General features: G+C 30.9%; 19 protein-coding genes. 14 read left to right on the top strand and 5 right to left on the bottom strand.

Features of this window, described 5'->3' with window-relative positions; translation table 11 throughout:
• Positions 1 to 12: 12 nt before the first annotated feature.
• From IPM32_13250 to IPM32_13315, 14 genes are all read left to right on the top strand, one after another.
• Positions 13 to 2919, top strand: coding sequence for a TonB-dependent receptor (locus IPM32_13250; protein MBK8946217.1), 2907 nt, complete (start codon positions 13 to 15; stop codon positions 2917 to 2919).
• A gap of 24 nt (positions 2920 to 2943) precedes the next feature.
• Positions 2944 to 4002, top strand: a complete 1059-nt coding sequence (locus IPM32_13255; protein MBK8946218.1) for a PorV/PorQ family protein — start codon at positions 2944 to 2946, stop codon at positions 4000 to 4002.
• A gap of 40 nt (positions 4003 to 4042) precedes the next feature.
• Entirely contained in the window at positions 4043 to 7756 is a 3714-nt protein-coding gene (locus IPM32_13260) for a hypothetical protein (protein ID MBK8946219.1), read from the top strand.
• 24 nt (positions 7757 to 7780) lie between these two features.
• A complete protein-coding gene (locus tag IPM32_13265) occupies positions 7781 to 9346 on the top strand; it encodes a hypothetical protein (GenBank protein ID MBK8946220.1) in 1566 nt (521 codons plus the stop codon).
• Positions 9347 to 9363: 17 nt separating this feature from the next.
• Positions 9364 to 10431: an exo-alpha-sialidase gene (locus IPM32_13270; GenBank protein ID MBK8946221.1), complete on the top strand. Its 1068-nt coding sequence runs from the start codon at positions 9364 to 9366 to the stop codon at positions 10429 to 10431.
• A 604-nt stretch (positions 10432 to 11035) separates the two neighbouring features.
• Positions 11036 to 11680: a T9SS type A sorting domain-containing protein gene (locus tag IPM32_13275; GenBank protein MBK8946222.1), complete on the top strand. Its 645-nt coding sequence runs from the start codon at positions 11036 to 11038 to the stop codon at positions 11678 to 11680.
• Between the two features lie 169 nt (positions 11681 to 11849).
• Complete coding sequence (locus IPM32_13280) at positions 11850 to 12611, top strand: DUF1080 domain-containing protein (GenBank protein MBK8946223.1); 762 nt, start codon at positions 11850 to 11852, stop codon at positions 12609 to 12611.
• Between the two features lie 218 nt (positions 12612 to 12829).
• Positions 12830 to 13429 (top strand): DUF1080 domain-containing protein, encoded by a 600-nt coding sequence (locus tag IPM32_13285; protein MBK8946224.1) that lies wholly within the window; start codon positions 12830 to 12832, stop codon positions 13427 to 13429.
• A 29-nt stretch (positions 13430 to 13458) separates the two neighbouring features.
• Positions 13459 to 14727 carry an AGE family epimerase/isomerase gene (locus IPM32_13290; protein ID MBK8946225.1) on the top strand — a complete coding sequence of 423 codons (1269 nt, stop codon included), beginning with the start codon at positions 13459 to 13461 and terminating at the stop codon, positions 14725 to 14727.
• A gap of 32 nt (positions 14728 to 14759) precedes the next feature.
• Positions 14760 to 16139 carry a Gfo/Idh/MocA family oxidoreductase gene (locus tag IPM32_13295; GenBank protein ID MBK8946226.1) on the top strand — a complete coding sequence of 460 codons (1380 nt, stop codon included), beginning with the start codon at positions 14760 to 14762 and terminating at the stop codon, positions 16137 to 16139.
• A gap of 53 nt (positions 16140 to 16192) precedes the next feature.
• On the top strand, positions 16193 to 17374 hold the full coding sequence (locus tag IPM32_13300) for an MFS transporter (protein MBK8946227.1): 1182 nt from the start codon (positions 16193 to 16195) through the stop codon (positions 17372 to 17374).
• A 25-nt stretch (positions 17375 to 17399) separates the two neighbouring features.
• A complete protein-coding gene (locus tag IPM32_13305; protein ID MBK8946228.1) occupies positions 17400 to 18563 on the top strand; it encodes a Gfo/Idh/MocA family oxidoreductase in 1164 nt (387 codons plus the stop codon).
• Positions 18564 to 18584: 21 nt separating this feature from the next.
• Complete coding sequence (locus IPM32_13310) at positions 18585 to 19580, top strand: sugar phosphate isomerase/epimerase (protein ID MBK8946229.1); 996 nt, start codon at positions 18585 to 18587, stop codon at positions 19578 to 19580.
• 91 nt (positions 19581 to 19671) lie between these two features.
• Complete coding sequence (locus tag IPM32_13315) at positions 19672 to 20406, top strand: glycosyltransferase (protein ID MBK8946230.1); 735 nt, start codon at positions 19672 to 19674, stop codon at positions 20404 to 20406.
• Here IPM32_13315 and IPM32_13320 read toward each other — a convergent pair.
• From IPM32_13320 to IPM32_13340, 5 genes are read right to left on the bottom strand one after another with little or no spacing between them, the layout of a single operon-like run.
• Positions 20371 to 21309, bottom strand: a complete 939-nt coding sequence (locus IPM32_13320) for an FAD:protein FMN transferase (GenBank protein ID MBK8946231.1) — start codon at positions 21307 to 21309, stop codon at positions 20371 to 20373. The genes IPM32_13315 and IPM32_13320 overlap by 36 nt on opposite strands.
• Positions 21306 to 22853, bottom strand: a complete 1548-nt coding sequence (locus IPM32_13325; GenBank protein MBK8946232.1) for a TIGR03663 family protein — start codon at positions 22851 to 22853, stop codon at positions 21306 to 21308. The genes IPM32_13320 and IPM32_13325 overlap by 4 nt, the downstream gene beginning before the upstream one ends.
• A gap of 37 nt (positions 22854 to 22890) precedes the next feature.
• Positions 22891 to 23562: a hypothetical protein gene (locus tag IPM32_13330; GenBank protein ID MBK8946233.1), complete on the bottom strand. Its 672-nt coding sequence runs from the start codon at positions 23560 to 23562 to the stop codon at positions 22891 to 22893.
• Between the two features lie 30 nt (positions 23563 to 23592).
• Entirely contained in the window at positions 23593 to 24222 is a 630-nt protein-coding gene (locus IPM32_13335; GenBank protein ID MBK8946234.1) for a hypothetical protein, read from the bottom strand.
• A gap of 8 nt (positions 24223 to 24230) precedes the next feature.
• Entirely contained in the window at positions 24231 to 26126 is a 1896-nt protein-coding gene (locus tag IPM32_13340) for a hypothetical protein (protein MBK8946235.1), read from the bottom strand.
• Positions 26127 to 26128 lie beyond the last annotated feature (2 nt).

Below are 26128 nucleotides of genomic sequence, written 5' to 3' on the forward strand. Positions count from 1 at the left end.
ATAGGTTAAAGAATGATATTGTTAAAATATAAATCAATCTTTTCATTCCTAATTCTAATTATATCACAATTAACATTATTTGCCGGGTCAACCGGAAAAATTGGCGGGAAGGTAATTGATGCCAGAACCGGAGAACCATTGTTTGGTGTTAACGTTGTTGTACTTGATGCCGGCGGGGTTGGCTCTGCGACCGATGTTAATGGTGAATATATTATTATAAACTTACAGCCAAATTCATATAAATTAAGATTTTCAATGATTGGTTATAAAACTGTGGAAATTTCCGATGTACGAGTTTATATTGATAGAACTGTAAATCTTGATGTAAAATTGGAAGAAGCAATTATTGAAGGTGAAGTAGTTCTTGTTGTTGCAGAACGAGAAGCAGTTGAATTAGACCGAACAAATTCAGCTTCATATGTAAATAGTGATGAAATTGAATCTCTTCCGGTCTCAACTTTAGATGAGGTTATTCAACTTCAAGCCGGTGTTATTAAAGATGCAAGCGGTAATTTACACATACGCGGAGGAAGATCAAGAGAAATTTCTTACATGATTGATGGTGTTCCAGTTACAAATACTTTTAGTCAAAGTGGTGGATCAAATGTAAATGTTGAAAATAATTTTATTCAAGAATTGCAAGTAATAACTGGAACATTTAATGCCGAATATGGTTCTGCACAATCAGGTGTAATAAATGTTGTAACAAAAGTTCCTGAGCAGAATTTTTCTGGAACAGTTGAAGCGTTAACCGGAGGATATTATTCACCAAATTCACCAATGTATGTCGGAGGTTTGGATGATTTTGATCCAATGAACGAAAGCGAAGTAAAATTTTCGATTTCTGCACCGGTAAAATTTTTCCCGGAAAGTTTTGGAAAACTTGGATTTTTATTTAATGGAAGAATAGAAGATTCAAAGGGATATTTAAATGGTGAAAGAAGATTTATGCCGGAAGATGGCTGGGAAATTGCAGTATATAGAGAATGGTATAGAGCAAGATTTGATCCTCCTGATCCTTTAGTTATTCCATTGCCGGATTCACTTCATACCGGAAATGGCAAAATGGTAAATATGGAAACATTTAAGAATTATAACTTCAATACAAAATTAGTTTACCAACCATTTGGTGGTTTAACAACTTCATATAGCATTTTTTATAGTAACCAAGAATCAAGGGATTTTAGTAATAGTTGGAAATTTTGCCCGGACGCTGTTCCAACAACCTATAATGATAATATAACTCATATGTTTGTAATGACGCATACTCCTACTGATAATATTTATTACAATCTCAGATATTCATACCAAATCAATAAAGAAAAAGAATATATGTATGAAAGTGCTGATGATCCGCGATATCAAACAAATGCAGTAAATCAATGGGATCCCGGAGCAAGCACTGGTTTTGATTATGGCGGAATTCAAAGTTGGGATAGAAATTGGTTTGATCAAAAAATACATCTTGTAAACGGTGATTTAACATGGCAAATAAATAAGGTACTTGAAGTAAAATTTGGTTTTGAAGGTAAATCTTATAATATTCATTACAAAAATGCACCAATGAAAGAAGTACTCGGACATGAAATAATGCAATTCCCATACACTCAAAGTGAAATTAGAGCCTTCGAATTACCATATTATGAGTTTAGAGAAGCTACCAGAAATTATGCTTATGGTACAATACTTTTGCGTGAAGCACATCCGGATAGTTCTGCTGATGATTTATTTTATATTGATTATAGCCGCAAACCAATTGAAGGAGCCGCATTTGCTCAAACTACATTAAATATGGGAGAAATTGTTTTAAATGCCGGTTTAAGATTTGATTATTTTGATTCAAGAGATCGTTATGCTCCAACTTATTCTAATGTAATGCCGGAACTTGTTGGCGATGATCAATATTATGTCGATGTAAAAAGTAAGTATCAATTTAGCCCAAGATTAGGATTATCATTTCCGATTTCAGATGGTGGTGCTTTAAGATTATCATACGGTCATTTTTTCCAAACACCTAGTTATGAAAAAATGTTTGATAACCCAGTCCTTCCGCATTACAATCAGTTTAGTATTGCAAACAGAACAATAGGAAATCCAAATTTAAAACCGGAAAAAACTGTTCAATATGAAATTGGTGTTCAGCAAGCACTAAATAATGAGCTTTCAATGGAATTAAGTGTTTACTATAAAGATATTAGAGATTTATTAGGAATTGAATTATTAACTCTTAGTAATGCTACCGCATTTAGCAGATACATAAATAAAGAATACGGGCATTCTTCGGGCTTAACTTTTGCGTTAAACTTCAGATCAGATGATGGAAGATTTACAAGTGGAATAGATTACACTTATATGATTGCAAAAGGTTCATCATCTTCTGCAGATGCATTATTAGCTGTTCAAATTCTTTCTGGCCCAAGTCAAGGAGCTTATACATTGGCTACAAGAAATATTGAATTTTTAGATTGGGATCAAACCCATTCTTTAAATGGTTCATTTAGCTTTAAACCGTGGGAAAGGACAATTTTAAGTATTTTAGGAAGATTAGGTTCAGCATTACCTTATACTCCTTCAACTATTGACTACGCTTTAGAATTACCAAGTGGATGGTGGTCAAATATTGATAGAAGACCAATTAGATGGAATATTGATATGAAAATATCAAACGGATTTACATTATTTGATTTAAATTTTATTGCAAGTTTAAATATATATAATGTTCTAAATCATCTTGAAGAAAACCATGTTAACTCAATTACAGGGCGTGCTGGTCCAAACGCATATATTCCTGAAATTGGTGAAAGACGATATGAAAGAATTGATGAAGTTGGTGCATTTACACATGATGAAGCAGATTATAATCCATCATGGTATTCTAGACCAAGATTTATTCAAATTGGATTAGGGATTCAATTTTAATTAAAAATTATTTTAAGAAAAAATATGAAAACATACATACTTTCAATATTTATTTTACTTTGTTCTGCGTCTCAATTATTTTCACAAGTTAGTTCAAATGATTTAGGATATAATACTGATGCGAATAAACGCGGCTCAAATGCTGCTGCAATGCTTGGTATTGGAATTGGTGCCAGAGCAGAAGCAGTTGGGGGAGCATTTGTTGCAATTGCTAATGATCCTTCTGCATTATATTGGAATCCAGCTGGAATTACTCAATTATCGTCAATTTCAGTACAAGTAACAAAAACTGAATGGTTTGTAGATACTGATTTTAGTTCACTTGGATTAGTTATACCGGTACCATCCATTGGTGGTTCATTAGGATTTCATCTTGCAATGTTAAATTATGGAGAAAATCCGGTAAGAACTGTTTTTAGACCGGAAGGTAATGGCGAAACATATTCAGCATCAGATTTTGTAGCTGGATTATATTACGCTATGAATATAACTGATAGAGTTTCTGCAAGTGTTGGGGCAAAATATTTTAGACAAAGTATTTGGCATGTAAGCGGTTCTGCATTCGGCTTTGATATGGCAATATTATTTCAAACCCCAGTTAATGGTTTAAAACTTGGTGGAACAATTAGTAATTTAGGAGCAGAATTTGGATTATCTGGAAGGGATTTAACTGGAATTATTGATGTTGACGGTCGTAAAACTGTTTATTTAAATAATGATAACGTACCAATTAATCTTGCCACTGAAACCTATGCACTTCCATTATTGTTTAGGTTTGGTGTAGCATATGAAATGGAACTTGATAACAATAATTCAGTAACTTTTGGAAGTAATTTGAATCATCCAAGTAATAATGTTGAGACTGTTGACTTTGGTGTTGAAGCAAAAGTTTTTAATTCTTTTTATTTAAGAGGCGGTTATCAATCACTTTTTTCTGATACTGCTGAAAATGGGTTAACTTTAGGTGCTGGAATAAACTATAAAATTCTTGATCTCGCAACATTCACTGTTGATTATTCATGGTCGGATTGGGGAGTATTAAGTTCAGTAAATAGATTTTCAATTGGAATTAGTGCATACTAAAAAAATAATTTTGTAGAATTAGTAAAACAGGAGATTTTAGGTGTTATTACTTAAAAATATTAGATCAATAAAATTATTTTCGTTTTTATTCATAACAATAATACTTTTGGTTCATTCTGAAAATAAATTTTATGCACAGGTATCAGGTTCTACTTCGGATTCTCACCCAATGCATTGGGCTAGGTACTGGGCTCGCGGATTATTTGATAGAAACCTGATTTATACATCGGTATGGAATGTTGGAAATATCACTGATGCTGGAATGCAAGGTGGAGTAGGAATGCGATGGCCCGGAAGTGAAGGTTTAAATTATTTATCAGGTGCGAACTTTTTAGTTGCTGCTTATGTAACGGATATGGCATCTTTGGAAGGAAAAATTGTCCCCGAAACTTGGGATGGCGAACAATTTGGGATATTAAGTAATGCATATTTACCTCACGTGAGTAATGCAACAGTTGCTCAATTATCATCAGATAGAACTCATCAACAAATATGGCAACCAATTCCAGGATGGTTTAATGATGGATTTTATGGTTATATATGGGGTATTAATGAAGATGTTAATGGTGACGGCGAACTATCACCAAGTGAAGATGTAAATTTTAATGGAAATCTTGATTTAAATTTAGATCCACCTACGAGTATTCTTAAAAGTATGGCAATTAGTACAGACAGGCGAACATGGCCACAATTTTGGCCTGGCGGTTCTTATGTTGGTGATCCTCGTCCTCCTGCAGGAAGACCACCAAGAACAATAATTGCTGGACCAAGAGCTGGTAAATGGAATGGGGAGTATAAAGCAGGAACCATAGCCGATCAAGAAACTGTATATATGTTAGATGACCATGAAAATGATTATTGGGAAGATTATACAACATTGCGGTATTGGCCATTGAAAAACTCAGATGGAACTCCAAACACAACAAAATGGAAAGATCCTGATGTAAATAAAATTAGTGTTAGAGGAATGGGCGTAGAAGTTGAATCAAGAACATATGCTTGGTTTCATCCTTTGGCGGAAGACATTTTAGTTTCTGTATATCGAATTAGAAATTATAGTGACTATAATCTAAATAGAGTAGTTACGGGAATGTGGGCAGATGCAAGTATTGTTCAAAGTACATTTAATGCTGTAGATTATGTTGTTGCAGAATTTGGAACTGGCGACGAGGGAAGATTGGCATTCGATATTTTATATCAATGGCATAAATTTCCGGATCAATTAAATACATATCAGAAAGTTGGAGTTTATGGATTTGCATTTTTAGAAAGTCCTGGAATTGAAGATAACGGAGTTGACGATGATAAGGACGGACTTGTTGATGAAAGTATGTTTGATAAAATAGATAATGATGGCGATTGGGAATCTTTCAGTGATACAGGTTTACCTTCAATAGAAGGAACTTCCGGAAATGGGTTATGGGATACCGAAGATAAAAATCTAAATGGTGCATTGGATCCAGGAGAAGACGTAAATAAAAATGATAAATTAGATTTTGAACCTGTAAATGATGATAGAGGTACAGACGGAGTTGGACCAGATGAAAACGGATGGCCCGGACCGGATAACGATGGTAGCGAAACCAACGGCAGAATTGATATTGGTGAATCGAATTATGATATTACAGATATTGATGAAGCAGATCAAGCTGGTTTGGGACACATTTATGTATATGAGTCTAATAAGGAATTGAGAAATCAAAAAGGTTTTTGGGAAAAATATTTAAGTAAAGTTGAAGAACCTGAAATAGAAGAAACGGATGACGACATAGTTTTTATATTCGGTGCCAAAGATGTAAAATTGGAAACAACAGACGCACTTGAACAAGCTCAAAGACCGGTTTGGAAAAGATTTACAATTGCTCTTTTAATGGGTGAAGATCAAGAAGATATAGTTAGAAACAAATCAACTATGCAAAGTATCTATAACGATAATTATAGATTTTTAACTCCACCATTACAACCTACTTTAATATCAAATGTTTCAGATAGAAAAGTACAGTTGTATTGGGATACTGAAGCCGAATTTTCAAAAGATCCATTTTTCGGATTGGATTTTAATGGGTATCGACTTTATAAAAGTACCGATCCGGAATTTTTGGATATTAAAACTGTTACAGATGCATTCGGAAATGTACTGCTATTTGAACCACTTGAAATTTACGACAGATCAGATGATGGTTTGCGTGGAGCACATCCGGTTCCGTTCCCAAATCTTGGAGTTCACTATGATATGGGAAATAATAGTGGACTTAAACATTCTTATGTTGATACTTTAGTTGATAATGGCAGAACCTATTATTATGCTGTAACCTCAATTGATGCCGGTAATGATTTTGATTTTTTTGATAGAGGAATTGTTTCAGAAAATTATCCATTACAAGCAATGCCAAGTGAATGTGCATTTAATATCACAGTTAATGAACTTGGAGATGTGGTTTATAGAGATAGAAATACGGCAGTTTGCAAACCGCAAGAGTCAGCTGCTGGCTATACAGAACCGCATGTTGATTCACTTAAAATAAATCACGAAGGCGGTTATGCAAGAGGTGGGAAATTTAATATTGATGTTTATAATAAAAATCATGCAACGGATCATTTGGGGGATATTTATCAATTAACGTTTAAAGATGATGGATGGCTATCTGCTCTAACACCTTTGTACAAATGGGGTGGAACAAGAGGTATAACGTTAATGAATATTTCAAATGGAGATACTCTGTTTAATATCATACATCCCGGTCCTTCTGAATTTGTTAAAAAAGGTTATGCAGCAATTGAACGGGGTGTTTTTCAAGGTGTAAAATACGATTTTGAATTTCCTATAGAAGATGAGATTAATAATAATAATGTTAGAGGTATTTCTGTAATTAAGTACAACAAATATAAAAGAGAAACAACCGATTGGAAATTGTGGGCAACTCCAACAAAATCAAATGTAAGATGTAATGCTATAGAACTTACTGGCTCAGGTTATGCATTGCCAAGAGATTTTGATTTAGTTGTGTATGACCATATTGTTGATACATCTTATGCTCCACCCGGATCTTTAGTGTTAAAAGAATATCCAATTAATTTTGCGGTGTGGGATGTAACTGACCCAAATAATAAAATTAAAATGACAGTAAACGTGATTTATGAAAAAAATAGGAATAATGGAAATTATTTGCCTCCGGAAATGTTCGGACAAATTTGGGATAGTACAAGAGTTGTAATAAAATTTCCTAAACATGATAATGTTGTAAGTAACGATAGATATTGGTCTTCTTGGGAATTAAGATTTTTCAAACCGGATTTTGAAAGAAAGGATCCAACAGTTATTCCTCCAGCTCCGGGTGATATTTATAGTTTTAGGACGGAACGTAATCCGACAGAACAAGATACTTTTCGTTTTGTAATTGAAGGCGGAGAATGGAAAGCAGTTGATGTAAAATATACTGATGATAAAAAAGTTTACGTTGTTCCGGATCCATACGTTGCTGCAAATTCACTTGAAGCAATTTATGAATTAGCCGGTAATTCTCAAAGAAGAGTTGATTTTGTAAATCTTCCACCTAAATGTACAATTTATATTTTTACTGCTAGCGGTGATTTGGTTAAAAAAATTGAGCACGAAGATGCATTTGATGTTGGCAGACATGCTTGGGATTTAACCACAGATGACGGTCCAGAAGTTGCGTTCGGTATGTATTTCTTTGTTGTGGAAGCAAAAGGATTGAAAACACAAAGGGGAAAATTTGCAATAATTAAGTAATAAGTATTAAAGGTTAAATATATTTTGAAAATACATATAGAAAATTTTACTAACCCGGTTATTGTTATAATAATCGGGTTATTTTTTTTATCGTGTTCAGATGATAAAATTCCAGAAGAACAGATTGTAGCTAAGGTTGGTGATAAAATCATTACCGTTAATGAATTTAAAAATAGTTTTGAGTTTAGTTTAAAGACATTACGATTAAGTAATAATCCGAGAAAACATTATTTAGATTTAATGATTAAAGAAATGTTAATCGCCAATGATGGTTACACCAAGGGATTTCATAAAAGTAAATACGTTACTGATCGAATAAATAATCGAACAAATAATAATTTGCTTGAATCTTTTTATTCTAAATATGTTCATGCAAGAGTAAATGTTCCGGAAGAAAAAATTATCGATGCTTTAAAAAAAGCAAGTATAAAATTCCGATTACTAATTTATCCTACTCCTTCATTGCAAAAAGCAGCAGAAGCTTATGATCAAGCAAGAATATCAAATCTCGGTGATTACATTGATAAACAAATCCAAAAACTAGAAGTTCAAAATGTGAAAAAAGAAAACTTTGAAACTGATTGGATGGACTTTATGGAAATGCCTCCGGAAATGTTTGCTTCAATCAAAAATTTAGAAATAGGAAAACCATCCGAACCAATTCCTTTTAACAACGGTTATGCAATTTTTCAAATAATTGAACTAAAACGTGAAGCAATAAAAAGTGATGAATTGAAATATGGTGCAAAAAGAAAAAAAATGTACGCACGATTATATAATGTTGAATCGGATAAAATAGTTCACAAAATTATGGATTCTTTATTAACTCCGCTTAACGTTAGATTGAGCAACAGCACAATTGATAAAATGATAAAACCTTTGTTGGAATGGATTGATGCTGGTATTACAAAAAAGGGTTCAATTGTAAAAAATTTATCTCACGTGAATGATAGTTCAAAAAATTATTTGAAGGAATTAAAAAAATTATTACCACAAAAATTATATTCATCCGTTGATGGAATTACCACTGTTGAAGATTATTTTAATTATATGAATTATCACAGAAAAAATATTATTGAAAGTAAGGATTTGAATGATCTTAAAAATAGATTGATTACTGAAATTGGAACAATGATTAAAAATAAGAAGTTTATCGAAATTGCAAAATCTGACGGATTTCTAGATTCATCAAAAGTTAAAGATGATATAAAAATTTGGGAAGAAAAATGGACTTATGATATTTACCGAGATCACCTTGTACAAAAAATTTCTGTTACCGAAGATGAAATGAAAAATTATTTTAAATATAGATGGCGAGAATTAAATATATCAGATATAGATACCACAAGATTTTACAAATACAAAGATGATGTTTATAACGCAATTTTATTCGAGAAGCACAAAAAAATTCTCGATACCGAACTTGATCAACTTAAAAAGAAATATACTGTTTGGATAAATGAAAATATTCTTAATAGCATTAAATTAAATGACGGACCGAAATCTTTGGAAACATCTTTGATTGTAGTGAAAAATTTTACCGGTGAATTTCTTGTGCCAACTGTTGATACACGATGGTTTTATTATTAAAATAAATTTGGAAAAGAATGAAGAAAATATTTTATTTCTCACTTATAATATTAATAAACCACTCTTGCAGTTCAACAATTAAAAAAATATATCTAGATAATAATTCTGCAATTATTTCTGAAGAATTTATTTATGAAATATCTGATGCTCAAACTCCGCAATGCCACGCATCAACAATAGCGATAAGTGGTAATAATAAAATTGTTGCTTGGTTTGGCGGAACCCATGAAAAAAATCCCGATGTTGGAATATGGGTTTCTATAAAAGAAAATGGAAAATGGTCTAAAGCGAAAGAAGTTGTTAATGGAATTCAAAATGATGGAACACGATTTCCTTCGTGGAATCCGGTTTTATTTCAGCCAAAATCTGGCCCATTATTTTTATTTTATAAAGTTGGACCTAGCCCACGAGAATGGTGGGGACTTTATGTAACTTCATCTGACAATGGAAAAAGCTGGTCAAAGCCAATAAAATTACCGAATGGAATTTATGGACCAATTAAGAATAAGCCAATTCAATTGAAAAGCGGAGAAATAATTTCTCCAACCAGTACAGAACATGATGGTTGGAAAATTCAAATAGAGACAAGTGTAGATCTTTGTAAAACATGGATTTCTTCTGGTGACTTAAATGATGAAAAAGAATTTGGTGCAATTCAACCAACAATTTTAATACATCCAAACAATAAATTACAATTACTTAATAGAACGGAAAATGAAGTTATCTCAAATGTTTGGTCAAATGATAATGGAAAAACTTGGGGCAAAATGACTTCACTTAATTTGCCTAATCCAAACTCTGGCATTGACGCAATAACTTTGAATGATGGTCGACATTTATTGGTTTATAATCCTACAAAGAAAAACTGGGGGAATAGAGTTCCGCTTTCTGTTGCAATTTCCAAAGATGGAATTAATTGGGAAAAAGTTTTAGATCTTGAAAATGAAAGTGATAAAGAAAATTCTGAGAAAGATGAATATTCTTATCCGTCAGTTATTCAATCAGAAGATGGTTTGGTGCATATCGTTTATACATGGAATAGAAAAACTGTAAAGTATGTTGTTTTAGATACGGCAAAGATTTAACAATAACTTAAAAATAATTAATATGAAAAATTCAATAAAATTACTTTTTTTTATCACATTTTGCTCAACGTTGGTAATTGGACAAAATAATATAATAATTGATGGAAATTTTGATGATTGGTTAAATGTTCCAATTGCTGTTGTGGATTCAGCAAATAACGTTCATGATACCGATGGATATTCTGAAGGAGACAAACCTGCACAATTTATAAATTATTCTGATGTTGACATACTTGAAGTAAAATTTTCCAATGATGATTCAACTTTATTTGGATACATTAAATCGAAAGGATTTATTGGAAGAACTTCTTCATCAAATTTAGGGCACACTAAAAGTGGAAGGTATTATTTTATTTTCACAATTGATGTTGATGATAATGATACAACCGGTTATCCGCTAAGAGAAGGTGGTTACTTTCCGGATAGTAAAGGTTATGATATGAATATGGAAGTTGAATTTTTTAATGGAGAATATAATACTGGTCATTACTTAAATCATGAATACATTTCAGAAGCTGATTATAATGCAAATTGGGAAAATGACCTTGCACTAGGAATTGTAAGATTAGCGCCAGGAACATACGATTGGTATTCCCAATGGGTAATGTTTGAAGATTCAACTTATGTTGTTGTTGAAGATAAAGGTCCGGTTTACTATGGAATAATAAGAATAGCAGTGTCAGATGATGGTCATGAAGCTGAAATATCAGCACCTTTTTGGGGATTTCTAAAAACTCATGAAGGAAAAAATATTATTAATCTAAATCAAAATATAAAAATATCTGCTTCACTTGAGGGTAGTGGAGAATTATCAGAAGAAGCTGTAAAATTAGGTTATACTCCCGGAAGCAAATCTGTTTGGGGTTCAAACACTGCTCTTCCTTTCAATTATTTTATAAAATCCACAGAAATTGTTTCACTTACAAGTGAATTAAATCTTCCATCAATTTTTGAATTGAAACAAAATTATCCCAATCCATTTAACCCAAGTACAACAATTAATTATACTATTCAGTCAAAAGTGAAAAGTGAAAATGCAAATGTAGCCTCAGAATTTAGTTTGAGTAATGTAACATTAAAAATTTATGATATTTTAGGAAGAGAAGTTGAAACTTTGGTTAACGAAAATCAAAAACCGGGAAATTATAAAATTCTTTTTGATGGAAGCAATTTTCCAAGCGGAGTTTACTATTATCAATTAAAATCCGGAAATTTTAATCAAACAAAAAAAATGATTTTGGCTAAATAAAATTTTCAGAAAAAAAATTATTTCATTCAAATCATTTCTCAATTTTGTAATTTCATACCAGATTTAAAATTATTTTAAATAAGTGTTTTATATTCTTATTCAAATAATGAACTTGAAAAAATCTTCATTTATAAAAAAGTATTAAGCAAATATTTAAGGAATATTTTCCATGAAACAAAAAAAAATTTTTAAAGATTATAATTTAATTTTATTGTTATTAACATTTTTAATTTCACCAATTTTAATTTTATGTCAAGAAGAAGGAAATCCAAAATTAACTGAAGTTTGGGATCCGGTTCCACCTATTGTTAAACCAGGAGAAAATAATCTTCCACCATCCGATGCAATTATATTGTTTGATGGAACTAATTTAAACGAATGGGAAAATGTAAATGGCGGAGAAGCTAAATGGCAATTGAATGATAATGCAATGACTGTTGTTAAAAAATCCGGTAGTATAAAAACTAAAAAAATTTTTGGAGATTGCCAATTGCATATTGAATGGAGAACACCTGAAAAGGTTGAAGGTGATGGACAAGGACGTGGAAACAGCGGAATATTTTTACAAGATAGATATGAAGTTCAAGTTCTTGATTCTTACAATAACGTAACATATTCTAACGGTCAAGCCGGAAGCATTTACAAACAGTTTATTCCCTTAGTTAACGTATGTAAAGCTCCTGGGGAATGGCAGACTTATGATATTTTTTTCAAAGCACCTAAATTCAAAGAAAATGGCGAACTTGAAAAACCAGCTTATATTACAGTTATACAAAACGGAGTTTTAATTCAAAATCATGTAGAGCTCAAAGGAACTTCGGTATATATTGGTCAGCCAAAATACGAAAAGCATAATACTAAAGAACCAATTTCTTTACAAGATCATGGAAATCCAGTAAGTTATAGAAATATTTGGATAAGAGAACTTTAATGCTGAAAATTTTCGAAATTGGGTAATTAACTTAAATTATTTCACAATTGTAAAAAAATATCTGCATATATTATTAAATATTTGCCAATATTGAAAAAAATACATAATTTAGTTTTACAATTAGACAAACGATTGTCTTTTCGAATAAAAGTTCTTTTCGTATATTTTTTTTGAGATTTACATATTATTCACTTCAATTTAAAATTAAGGGGTAACGAATGAAAAAGTTTCTTCTTCTAATCACGCTATTTATAATCTCATGTAGTTCACATTGTGTAAAAGATTCAAATAATCATTGGATTTCTTTATTTAACGGCAAAAATTTAGATGGATGGTTTGTAAAAGGAAAAGCTGTTTGGGAAGTTAAAGATGGAATAATGGTAGGTGACGGTGGTATGGGACATATTTATACAAATGCCGTTGCAACCGATTTTGAAGTTAAAGGAACTTTTAAGATAAGTGATAAAGGAAATAGCGGATTATATTTTAGAGCAAATCCTCCTACAGAGAATCCCGATAACTGGCCAGCTGGTTATGAAGCTCAAATCGATAATCACCAAAATGCGCACACTGGTTGGATCTGGAAACCCAGTACACCATCTGCAAAAGCTAATAAATTAATTACAAAAGATAATGAGTGGTTTACAATGAAAGTAAGAATGGTTGGAACTCAAATTCAAGTTTGGGTAAATGATGAACTAATGACTGAGTATACAGATAAAGACTACACAAAAGGTCATTTTGCAATTCAAGGTCATAATCCGGGACAAACAATTGAAATTAAAGAACTTGCATATAGAGATTTAGGTAAAAAGTAAAACTTACTTAAATAATTTTGGGAGAATTTATGAATGCTGAGTTGCGCGAAAAATTAAGCAAGTATTTAAATGTTACAACAGATTATTTAAATAATAATCTAATTCCATTCTGGGCAGAGAGAGCTGTTGAACCTAAATTTGGCGGTTTTCAAACAAATTATGATAGAGATGGAAATCGAACCTCAGTAACTGAAAAATCCTTTCTCTCTCAATGCAGAAGTATTTTTACAATCTCGCATACATTGAGATTAGGTTTTAATTGGCCAAATGGATTGGAAACGATAAAACAAGGAATTGATTTCCTATTTAAATATTTTTATGATTCAGAAAACGGTGGATTTTATTGGATTGTAGAAGAAGATGGAACTCCAAAAGATGTTAATAAAATAATATATGGTCATTCATTTTTCATATATGCACTTTCAGAATATGCATTGTTAACCGGTGATGAATTTGCAAAAAATGAAGCTGTAAAAGTTTTCAATTTACTTCAAAAAAAAGTTGCTGATAAACAATTTAAAGGATACCTTGAACATTTTGATCAATACTTTAATTTAAAAAGTTCGCGAGGTGATATTGGTGTTCATAAATCACTAGATGTGCACATGCATTTAATGGAAGCATTCACAACACTTTATGAATTAACTAATGATGAAAATCATAAAAAAGCTTTGGAAGATGTCATAGAATTAATCTTTGATAAAATGATTGATCCGGAAACTGGAACCGGAATTGCAATGTTTACACAAGATTGGAAACCGATAGCAAACGTTGAACTTGATACGGTTTGGGGTAGAGATAGATTTGATGAAAACGGAAAATCTACAGAGATAACTTCATACGGACATAATATTGAATTTACTTGGCTTTATTTACTTTCTCAAGATATTCTTAAAATCCCAAGAGATAAAAGCTTACACAGAGTTTTACCAATTTACGAGCATACTTATGTTAATGGAATTGATTGGAAGTATGGCGGAATTTATGTGGAAGGTAAAAAAATCGGTTCAGTAACTGAAGCAACAAAAGAATTTTGGCAACAAGCAGAAGCAATGGTAGGATTTTTAGATGCATTTCTATTAACCAAAGATGAAAAATATTTGAACGCATTTTTTAATGTTCATGATTTTGTTTTTACAAAAATGATTAATTGGGAAAAAGGCGAATGGTTTGCGCTTCTTGCTGAAAATGGAGATTTGATTTGGGATTATATGGGAACAAGCTGGAAAGTTTTTTATCACACAGTGAGAGGAACTTGTCAAGTAATTAAAAAATTGGAAAAATGCATTAATAAATAATATATTTTATAGATATAATGGAGAGTTTTAAAATGGGAGAAAAAAACACAAGTGGAATGTCGAGACGTAAATTTATTGGGAATGTAACAATGACCACTGCAGCATTTTCAATAATTCCAAGACACGTACTTGGCGGAAAAGGTTTTGTAGCTCCAAGCGATAAACTAAATATTGCTATTATTGGTGCTGGAGGAAAAGGTAGATCAGATATGTGGAGTGTTGCTACTGAAAATATTGTTGCATTGTGTGATGTTGATGATAGAAAAATTGAAGAAACAATGACTAAAACAAAAGAAGAAAATAAACTTGATCTTTATGAAGCACTTCAGAAAGTACCAAAATACAGAGATTTTAGAGAAATGCTTGATAAACAAAAAGATATTGATGCAGTTACCGTAAGCACACCTGATCATACACATGCTGTTGCTGCAGCTTATGCAATGAGGAGAGGTAAACATGTTTTCGTACAAAAACCATTAACTCATTCAGTCAAAGAAGCAAGAATCTTAAATCAAATAGCCAAAGAAACTGGTGTTATTACTCAAATGGGAAATCAAGGTCATGCTCAAGAAGGAATTAGATTAATTGCAGAATGGTTAGCGGATGATGCAATTGGCTTGGTAAATAAAGTTGATTGCTGGACTAACAGACCAGTTTGGGAAACCGGCATGGATAGACCAACAGAAATTCCTTCGGTGCCAAGAGATATTGATTGGAATCTTTGGTTAGGTCCTGCAGAATTTCGTCCTTATCATCCAGCATATATGCCATGGAGCTGGAGGGCTTGGTGTGAATTTGGAACTGGAGCATTAGGTGATATGGGGGCACATATTTTTGATATTCCATACGAAACCTTAAAACTTGGTTATCCAACAATTATTGAAGCAAGTTCAAGTAAATTTAATGGCGAAAGCTGGCCGGTTTCGGAAATATTCCATTATCATTTTCCAGAACGAGGAAATTTACCTGCCGTAAAATTAAGCTGGTATGATGGTGGAGTTATGCCGCAAAGACCAGATGAACTCGAACCCGGCAGAAGAATGGGCGATGAAGATGGTGGAGTTTTATTCCATGGTACAAAAGGTAAAATTATGTGCGGATGTTACGGCAGCAGTCCAAGATTAATTCCGGAAACAAAAATGCAAGAATATAAACAACCGGAAAAAACAATTCCAAGATCACCAGGTATTCACGAAGAATGGATTGAAGCAATTAAGAAAAATCAACAAGCTACATCAAATTTTGAATATGCATCTAAACTTGTTGAAACAATGATGTTAGGCAATATTGCAATTCGTATGGCTGAAAAATTTGATAAATTGCATTGGGATGGAGAAAAAGGTGAGATTACTAATATTCCGGAAGCTAATGAATTTTTAATAAGAAAATATCCAGCTGGTTGGGAATTATAATTGAAAATTTTCTAACTTTAAACCACTATTATTCTATAGGAGCATAATCTTATATGGATACACAAAATATTAATTCAAAAAAATTGTTTTTAATGAGCTGTATTGCACTAATTGTAACAGCAATAAGTTTTGCACTGAGAGCAAGATTGGAACCAATTTTCATGGGTGATTACGGACTTTCGGCAACTGATATAGGATTTGCTTTTGGTCCAGCATTTTATGGTTTTACAATATCTATGATTTTATTTGGCTCATTTGTAGATTCTTGGGGAATGAAAAAAGTTCTGACTATGGCTTTTATTTTACACTTTATTGGAATTACCGGAACAATTTTTTCTACAGGAATGTGGAGTCTTTTCTTTTCAACTGCTGCAATTGGTATTGGAAATGGTGCCATAGAAGCAGCATGTAATCCATTGGTTGCTTCGTTATATCCCAAAAATAAAGCAACAATGTTAAATAGATTTCATGTTTGGTTTCCTGGCGGAATTGTAATCGGAAGTTTGTTAGCATATTTTATGCTCGATGTTATAAATTTAAATTGGAGAATTTATGTTGCAGTATTATATATTCCACTAGTTATTTATGGATATATGTTTTTAAAAGAAAACTTCCCTCAAACTGAAAGAGTTACTTCTGGAGTTACAACTTCAGAAATGTGGAAATCATTACTAAAACCAATTTACATTTTCATGGCATTTAGCATGTTGTTAACAGCTGTAACCGAATTAGCAACTCAACAAAGAATTAGTACACTTTTAGCAGATGCACATGCAGTTCCAATGCTTGTATTGGCATTAACAACCGGTTTAATGGCATTAGGAAGAGCATTTGCTGGACCAGTAGTTCATAAGTTAAGTACATCTGGAATGTTGTTGTTTTCTGCAGTAATGTCCTTTATTGGTTTGCAATTGTTAAGTAATTCTGATGGAATAATGGTTTATTTTTCAGCAGCTGTTTTCGCTGTTGGTGTTTGCTTCTTCTGGCCAACTATGTTAGGTTTTGTTGCTGAAGAAATTCCGGAAAGTGGAGCTTTAGGTTTATCTGTAATTGGCGGTCTTGGAATGTTTTCAGTTTCAATTGTATTACCTATTATGGGAGTTTTTATGGATACGGGAACCCAAGGTTCTGAAACATTAAGATATATGTCTGTTTTACCGGCAATTTTAATTATTCTTTTTGGATTTTTATATTTTAAATTTGGCAAAAGAAAAAAAGTTCAAGTTAATGGTTAATAATTTTTAAAAGTAGAGTTAAATAATGAAAAGAAAATTAAAAATGGGAATGCTTGGTGGTGGACCTGGAGCATTTATTGGTGAAGTTCACCGAAAAGCAGCAAGAATGGATGGAAATGTTGAAATTATTGCCGGAGCATTTGATATTGATCCAATTAAATCTCATCAAATGGGGAAAGAACTAAATTTAAATTCAAATCGTGTTTATGATAATTATCAAAAAATGATTGAAGGTGAATTAAATCTTCCCAAAAATGAAAGAATTGATTTTGTATCAATTACTACTCCGAATAATTGGCATTTTCCAATGGCAAAAGATTTTTTAAATGCCGGATTTCATGTAATGTGCGAAAAACCAATGACAATTACAGTTGATCAATCTTTGGAGTTGGAAAAAATTGTAAAAAATACTGGAAAAGTTTTTGGGCTTATGCATACATACACCGGTTACCCAATGGCAAAACTTGGTAAAGATTTGATAAAAAATGGCGAACTTGGTGAAATTAGAAAAGTTGTTGTTAGATATCCTCAAGGTTGGTTAACTAATGCAATCGAAAAAACCGGACAAATGCAAGCATCGTGGCGAACAGATCCAAAACAAACCGGTGCCGGTGGAAGCATTGGTGATATTGGAATTCATGCAGCAAATTTAGCAGAATATTTTACTGGATTAAGAATAACAGAAATTAGTGCTGATATTACTTCATTTGTTGAAGGAAGGCCTGTTGATGACGATGCAAATGTTTTATTGCATTTAAACAATGGCGCTAAAGGAGTTTTATTTTGTAGTCAAATTTCAGTTGGTGAAGAAAATGATTTAGCAATTTGGGTTTATGGAACAAAGAAAAGCTTAGAATGGCATCAAGAAGAACCTAATTTCCTTTATCTTAAAGAAGGTGATGGTCCTGTTCAAATTTGGAAGCGAGGAAATCAATATGTAAATAATTATAGTAAAGCAGCAGCAAGAGGAACTAGATTACCTTCGGGACATCCAGAAGCACTCTTAGAAGCAATCGCAAATATTTATAATAATTTTGGTGATACAATTCGTAATAAAGAAGATAATCTTGAGGTTGATCTGGAATTGATTTCTGATTTCCCAAATGTTGATGATGGTGTTAGAGGAATGAAGTTTATCGATGCTGTTATTAAAAATTCCAGAGGAAATGAAAAATGGACTTTAATATAAAATTTTAAAAGAGGTTTTACTATGGCTCGACCAATAACATTATGCACTGCACAATGGGCAGATATTCCTTTAGAAATATTGGCAAAAAAGGTTAGTAACTGGGGATATGATGGAATCGAACTAGCATGCTGGGGAGATCATATGGATGTTTTTCGTGCTGCAGCAGATAAAGATTATTGTGATTCTCAATTAGAAATTTTAAGAAAAAATAATTTAAAACTATTTGCAATCAGTAATCATCTTGCCGGACAATTAGTTTGTGATTTAAATAATGATGATCGCTCCGATGGTTTTGCTCCAAAGGATTGTGCCGGTGATGCAGAGAAAAAAAGAGCATGGGCCGTTGAAGCTATGAAAAATTCTGCACGAGCTGCTAAGAATTTAGGTATTAATGTTGTAAATGGATTTACAGGTTCATCAATTTGGCATTTGTTATATAGTTTTCCGCCGGTTTCTCCTAAAACAATTGAAGAAGGATTTTCCTACTTTGCGAAAATGTGGAATCCTATTCTTGATGTTTTTGATGAATGCGGAGTGAAATTTGCTCTCGAAGTTCATCCAACAGAAATTGCTTTTGATATTGTAACTTCTCAACGCGCTATTAATGCAATTAGTGGAAGAAAAGCATTTGGATTTAATTTTGATCCGAGTCATCTCCATTGGCAAATGGTTGATCCAGTTGTTTTTATTCACGAATTTTCGGACAGAATTTATCACGTTCATATGAAAGATGCAGCAAGGCAGTTAAATGGAAGAACTGGAATTTTAGCTTCACATTTGGATTTTGGACATAAAGATAGAGGCTGGGATTTTCGTTCTTTGGGTCACGGTGGAGTAAATTTTGAAGAAATTATTAGAGCATTAAATCATATTGGATATAATGGACCTTTATCTGTTGAGTGGGAAGATAGCGGAATGGAACGTGAACACGGTGTTAAGGAAGCTTATGAATTTGTTAAAAAAATAGATTTTCAGCCATCAAATATAAAGTTTGATGCAGCTTTTGATGAAAAATAATTTTTAATCATTATTTTTTAACTAAGCTATTTAATCATCATCTTAAGTTGATTAAGTAGCTTTTTTATTTTCAATATTTTTAATGTAATAAATGATAGATATTTCAGTAATAATTCCGGCATATAACGAAAGCAAAAAAATTTCTAAAGATATTTTTGCAGCAGATGAATTTTTTAAGTCGCAAAAATTTACTGGTGAAATTATTATTGTTGATGATGGAAGTTCCGATGACACTTTTCAATCCGCAGAAAATTGCAGAATCCAAATAAATAATTATTTATTGGTGATTAAACTACCGACCAATATTGGTAAGGGTGGCGCAATAATTGAAGGAATTAAAAATTCAAAAGGGAAAATTATTATTTATGCAGATTCTGGATTAACTGTTCCCTTTGAAAATGCCCAAATGGGAATTGATTTAATTAAAAATGCTAAATGTGAAATTGCAAACGGCTCAAGAAAAATGGAAGGTTCCAATATTATAATTGAGCAAGATTTAAATAGAAAAGTTATTTCGAAAATATTTGGAATTGCAGCAAAATTGTTTTTAAAAATCCCCAATTATCTAACGGATACTCAATGCGGGTTTAAAGTCTATAAAGGTGATATAGCAAGATTTTTATATCCAAAATTAATTACTCAAGGATTTTTATTTGAAATAGAATTAATTCTTTTAGCTCAAAACGAAAATTATAGAATTCTGGAATTTCCGGTTACGTGGACTTGCGATAAGGACAGCAGATTAAGTATTAATAAAAGTTCAAAAAAAATTATAAAAGATTTTATAGTCTTATATAAAAAATTTATCAGCAAAAAAATTATCTGAAATAAAAATATCTTCTTTTTTTAATTTTAAAGAATCACATAAGATTATCAAACCACTTATAAAATTATTTTTTTCACAAAGTTCAGAAATTTCATCAATTGGCATTAACATAAATGCTGTTGAAATTGCATCTGCAATTGTGGCGGATTCTGTAATTACCCAAGTTGCAACTCTTTCAATATTTGGCAGAAGAGTTTTTGGATTAATTATATGATTATTCTTTTGTTTGCCAGAACTTCCTATTGAAAAATTCTGCATGTTAATTTCTGCAATTGTTTGATGATTATTTTTCGGATTGCTAAGTGAAATTTTCCAACCTTTTTCATTTCCAAATCTTCCAATAGCTTTTACAGAACTTCCACCACCATGAATAATTGCATTTTCAATATCCCATTCATTTAACAACTTGATTCCATAATCAACTGCATAACCTTTTCCAATTCCGCCTAAATCGAAACTTAAATTTTCATTTAAAATTTTTATGGTAAAATTTAATTCGTCCAAAATGAAGTAATTATTTCCAAAATCTGAAATGTTTAAATCATTTATTTTATTTGCCAATAATTTATTTTTCCATTTGTCAATAACATTGCCGGTTGTAATATCAAAAAATCCATTTGTCATTTCATAAATCTGCTTAGCAATCCAAATGCATTCAAATGTTTCAAAACTTAACTTTATTTCTTCACCGTTTTTTGAGTTATTAATTTTTGCAATTTCAGTGTTTGATCTAAATCTGCTAAATTTATTTTCCAGCTTATCAATTTCATTAAAAACATTATGTGCAGCTTGTTCGGCATAGTTTTTATCATCAAGATTTATGATTACTTCAAAAACTGTTGCCATAGCTTCATGAGCAAAATGATGAATATTTATAGTTTTAGTTGAAGGAAGATTTATCATTTTAAATTTTCAATTTGTACTTTATTTTGATTTCGCAAATATTTATCATTCAAACTATTTTGTACAAATCCTCTGATTTCAATATTTGGTCTAAGAGAAGTGTAATTATCAAATATCGGAATATACAAATTAATTTTTCCCGGTTCCGGCAAAGTATATAATTTTTCTATCAATTCATTTTCTAATTCTGGAGTTATAATAATTACTTGAAACAGATTTATATTGTTTGGAATTGTTTCATTCCAAGCAACATTTTTTATTTTACGTAAATACCATGGCAATGGCCAATAATCATTATTATGAGAAATAATATTTACATAAATATTTTGATCAGATGAATCACTTTCAATAACATCAATTATTTTTTTTGATGCTGAAACTATTTCCGGAGTTGGCTGAGAATACGTAAACGGATTTTCTGGTTGATAAGGGAATTTAAAATTTGTTAAATATGTTTGATAAAAATTATGTGATAAAATTATTACAATAAAAATTGAAAAAAATATTTTAAGATTTTTTCTTGGCAATAATTTATATAAAGAACAAATTCCAAAAGCTGCAATTAACAAAAAGCCAATCCAAAAGTTTAATGCAAGCCAGGGAGTTTTATATGGAATTATAAAATAAATAATTGCTTGAATAATGCTGAATAGTATAATATAATTTAAAAAAACATTATGCTTATTTTTTTTGAATTGAAAAATAATTCCAACTATAAAAAAAATAAATAATGGAAGTTCAGTAAAAGTTATTAAATCATTTTTTGTGAACAACAAAAAATTTAAATAATAATCCCACTGTTGAATATGATCAGAATTACTACCAGCTTTGCTGAAATAATTGGTAAAAGTTTTTAATGAATCAAATATTCCATTTGGATTTGTAAAAAATGAAGAATAAAATAAAATTGTAACAGAAATAAAAATTATGAAAAACAAAATTATGTGAATTATATTAAACGAAAATTTTGATTTTAAATCTCGATTTGATAAATAAATAAATAAGAAAGAAAAAATTCCCGCAAAGAAAATTATTATTGATGTTTCTTTTGTTGCAAAAATTAATGCACAAAATAAGGATGCAAAAATTCCCCAATAAAGTTTTTTTAATTTGAAATATTTGTAAAATGAAATTATTGATGAAAATGTAAAAGAAACAAGCATTGATTCTTGAATATAATATCTGCTGTAAAAAACATAAATTGGAGAAATTGAAATTAATGATGCAGAAAACAAAACAATAATTTTATTTTGCGCATTCAAAATTGAAAATAAGAAAATAATTAAAATTATTGATGTAAAAGCTGGCACTATTCTTAAGGTAATTTCATTAACTTCAGATATTTTTTTTTCGTTAAAAATATAAGCGGGTATTAGAGAAAAATAATTTAAAGTCGGACCATGATATTCTATTGGATCATAAATATATTTTCCGGATTCAAGTAGTTCCCCGAATTTTATGGCATGAACTGCTTCATCCGTATGGAATGGACGATTATTTAAATCATATAATCTTAGAAAAAGAGCAAAAAAAATGACGATCACAAAAATGTAACCGTCATTAAATTTTGATAATATTTTTTTACTTTCCGTAAACTGCAACTTCAATGTAATGATTTAAATCGTTACTATTATTTCCTTTGCTGTACATTCTAACATATCTGGCTTTTTCTCCTTTTGCATCAATCAATTTTCCTTCGGAAGTTTCTACATAATGCCAATCTGTTCCTTTACCTTGTTTGCTTGAATTATCCAAATCATTATTGAAAATTGTCTTAACATTTTTCTTAAAATCCTTATCATTTGAAAGCTGGACAACAACATCAAAATATACTCTTGGTTGCTTATGGAAATGCCATAAAACAATTGCATAAATGTTGTATTCTTTTTCTAAATCGATTGTAATGTGTTGAGTGAAAGGTCCAAGTTCAACAAAATATCCTTCGTCACCATTTTTATCACCATCGGTAATGTAATCAATTTCACCAATAATGGGCATATCATCCGTGCTTACTACTTTTTTATTTAACGCAACATTTTTGGTGCCTTCCGGAGCTAAAAAAGGAGGGCGAGGTTTACCTAGAGGTTTTTCTAATTTATCGATTGTCATATTTGTTGGTGTTCCAACGAACATAGCTTTTGGAAGATCAATTTTTATTGGAACCATTTTTTGAGAAAAAACATTTGTTGTAAAAATTCCCAAAAACAAAGCAAGATAAAGTATTATACTTAATTTGTTTTGTTTAATTAACATTTGTACTCCGATTTTTATTTTTTTAAAAATTTAATTCGATTTTGATTTCAATAATCCAATAAGTAAAACTAATAAAATAAATAAGACTAAAGCAGAATATCTATGAATTTCTAACAAAATATTTTGCCCTTCTGTTCCAAAAATTGGGAACATGCTTATTATTATTGAAATAATTGTAGGGAGTGAAAAAAAAGTGAAAAGCCAAAATATTAGTTTTTGATAACCGATTTTATTTAATTTGACTGATTTTAAATTACTTAGTTCAATTTTATTTTGTAAATCTTTTCCCTCAAATTTATTTTGATGCGAATACAAAATAATCACCAATGCCAATGATAAAGCAAAAAATGGCGCAGCGGTAGCATGAATTAAAAGAAAAATTCCGGTAAGATTTCCACCAATAATTAAAGAAGGTATAAATGCTGAAATTGCTAATACCAAAAAAAGTGAAGTTGTGAGTAAAAATAAAATATTTTTAATTATAAATATTTTTTCGCTTAAAATCTTTTTCTTAAATTCAGCAATATTTTTGATTGAGTTTTTAAAATCTGAAAAAAATTTTTGAATTATTTCAACAATAGAAAATCCATTCTTCTTTCCAAAATTATAAAGCCAAAATATTGAACTAGTAATTCCAATAAATAATAAAATTCGAAACATAAAATTTTCTAAACTCCTTCAGAATTATTAGAAAGGAAGAATTTTGAAATTGATTTGAATCCGCTAAACGAATATCCTATAAATACAATCAAAATAACAAATGCCGAAAAGATTATGATATATTTAAGCAATGGTCTAAAGTAAAAAGTAAGTGAAAAAAGTGATTGATAAATTTCACTATTATTTTGAAAACGGCTTATAGATAAAGTTTTATTATTTTCTTTAAATAAAGAACTTTCTACAAATACATCGCTTGTGAAAAATGCTGAATTAACTGAATGACAATCCACACAACCGTTTACACCAAGTGCTTGCGAAGCTGGTCTAACCGAGTGAGAAATTTTCCATGAATAACCTAATTCATTATAATCTTGGCTTGCGAGTGATTTTTCTTTAACATAAAAAAACTTTCCTCCGGAAATTAATGCCGGTTGCCCATTAAAAATTTTCATACTTTTAATCGAATCTAAAATTGAAATTACAATACTATCTTTTACATTTGGCCAAACTCCAAAATTAAATAATGAGTCAAATCCAAGCATTGGTCTAATATTTTGTTCTACAAATTCAATTGGAAATGGAATAATATTTTCGGTACTATCTTTGTATCCCCAAAAAGATGGGAAAATTAAATTTCTTGGTTCTATTTTGTCTGAATTATTTTCTGTATAAACATTTGTAAAAATATGAGGGAAAACATCCGGTTCTTTATTTGTTCCATGCATTCCTAAAAAATGTGCTCTGGATGTTTTAATCATTTCCGGTTTGTCTGTTGGAAGTTTACCAGAATGGCAAACCGTACAAGTCAATCTTTCAAAATGAACTGCGGGAATTCCTAAATGTTGTGGAATTGGAGCTCCTAAATTTCCGTTTGTAGGGGTACCATTTTCTGAATTCGGTATATGACATCCTTCACATGTAAAAGTCTTTGAGTTAGCTAATTTATCATCAGCAGTTCCTTTTATCATATTATGATCAACACCATTTCTATGACAATCAACACATTTCAGTCCAGCTTTCAGATGAACATCTTCTTCATTTTTCCAATTTGCATGAAGATTTTGATCAGCTATTATTGACGAATGGCAATAGTAACAATTATCATTTGGAATATTTTTTGTTACATTGAAATAAACTTTATTTGCAGAATTAAATTTATCTTTATCATACTTTAATGTTGGCGGAACCGAAGATCTTTGATCAATTGTTTGCACAGTTGTTAAATTGTAAATATCATAATTATTAGGCATTTTTGATGCATTACCTTTAAATTCCGCAAAACTTGTACTTGCAACTGCTGCCCATTTAAAATTTTGTTTTCTAATATTAGAAGCATATTCTGCTTGATCATAAAACGGATCGGCATCATGACAAATTAAACAATTGACTTCAAGTTTTCCGGAAACATTCCAGCGCAAAAAATCTTTAGGATTTTCTAAACTGTCAAATTCACTAATATCACCGCCGGCATAATATGGACCAAATCTGAATAAAAATTGAATTGGTGAAAGTTCAACATCATCCGGAGAAAAAGTTCCATTTTGTTTTTTATAAGATAGTGGCAAAATTGTTAATGTTGTGGGGTCTGTATAAATCCATGGTTCGCTATTTTCAGATTTGTTATTATTTGTATCATGAAAGTTAAAATGAAATCCATCACTAATTTTTTCATAATTATGACATTCATTACCACAAGTTTTTTTTGTAGAAAAGGGGATTGCATATTCATAATTTGGATCAATTATATTTCCATCTGAATCCAATAAATTTAGTAAATGAACTGGATGAATTTTACTGCCATCATTTACATCACCAACTTTTCTATCTTGACTAAAATTAATTGTTAAAAATAAAATTGAGAATCCAATAAAAAATTTTCCAAAAATTCTGAAGTTATATTTCATAA

This window comes from Ignavibacteriota bacterium, from assembly GCA_016716225.1.
Classification (GTDB): domain Bacteria; phylum Bacteroidota; class Ignavibacteria; order Ignavibacteriales; family Melioribacteraceae.

Bases quoted from the DNA above. Each gene is read 5' to 3' on its own strand.
- IPM32_13250 (MBK8946217.1), top strand. From the start codon at position 13: ATGATATTGTTAAAATATAAATCAATCTTTTCATTCCTAATTCTAATT.
- IPM32_13255 (MBK8946218.1), top strand. From the start codon at position 2,944: ATGAAAACATACATACTTTCAATATTTATTTTACTTTGTTCTGCGTCT.
- IPM32_13270 (MBK8946221.1), top strand. From the start codon at position 9,364: ATGAAGAAAATATTTTATTTCTCACTTATAATATTAATAAACCACTCT.
- IPM32_13275 (MBK8946222.1), top strand. From the start codon at position 11,036: ATGTTTGAAGATTCAACTTATGTTGTTGTTGAAGATAAAGGTCCGGTT.
- IPM32_13280 (MBK8946223.1), top strand. From the start codon at position 11,850: ATGAAACAAAAAAAAATTTTTAAAGATTATAATTTAATTTTATTGTTA.
- IPM32_13285 (MBK8946224.1), top strand. From the start codon at position 12,830: ATGAAAAAGTTTCTTCTTCTAATCACGCTATTTATAATCTCATGTAGT.
- IPM32_13290 (MBK8946225.1), top strand. From the start codon at position 13,459: ATGAATGCTGAGTTGCGCGAAAAATTAAGCAAGTATTTAAATGTTACA.
- IPM32_13295 (MBK8946226.1), top strand. From the start codon at position 14,760: ATGGGAGAAAAAAACACAAGTGGAATGTCGAGACGTAAATTTATTGGG.
- IPM32_13300 (MBK8946227.1), top strand. From the start codon at position 16,193: ATGGATACACAAAATATTAATTCAAAAAAATTGTTTTTAATGAGCTGT.
- IPM32_13305 (MBK8946228.1), top strand. From the start codon at position 17,400: ATGAAAAGAAAATTAAAAATGGGAATGCTTGGTGGTGGACCTGGAGCA.
- IPM32_13310 (MBK8946229.1), top strand. From the start codon at position 18,585: ATGGCTCGACCAATAACATTATGCACTGCACAATGGGCAGATATTCCT.
- IPM32_13315 (MBK8946230.1), top strand. From the start codon at position 19,672: ATGATAGATATTTCAGTAATAATTCCGGCATATAACGAAAGCAAAAAA.
- IPM32_13320 (MBK8946231.1), bottom strand. From the start codon at position 21,309: ATGATAAATCTTCCTTCAACTAAAACTATAAATATTCATCATTTTGCT.
- IPM32_13330 (MBK8946233.1), bottom strand. From the start codon at position 23,562: ATGTTAATTAAACAAAACAAATTAAGTATAATACTTTATCTTGCTTTG.
- IPM32_13335 (MBK8946234.1), bottom strand. From the start codon at position 24,222: ATGTTTCGAATTTTATTATTTATTGGAATTACTAGTTCAATATTTTGG.
- IPM32_13340 (MBK8946235.1), bottom strand. From the start codon at position 26,126: ATGAAATATAACTTCAGAATTTTTGGAAAATTTTTTATTGGATTCTCA.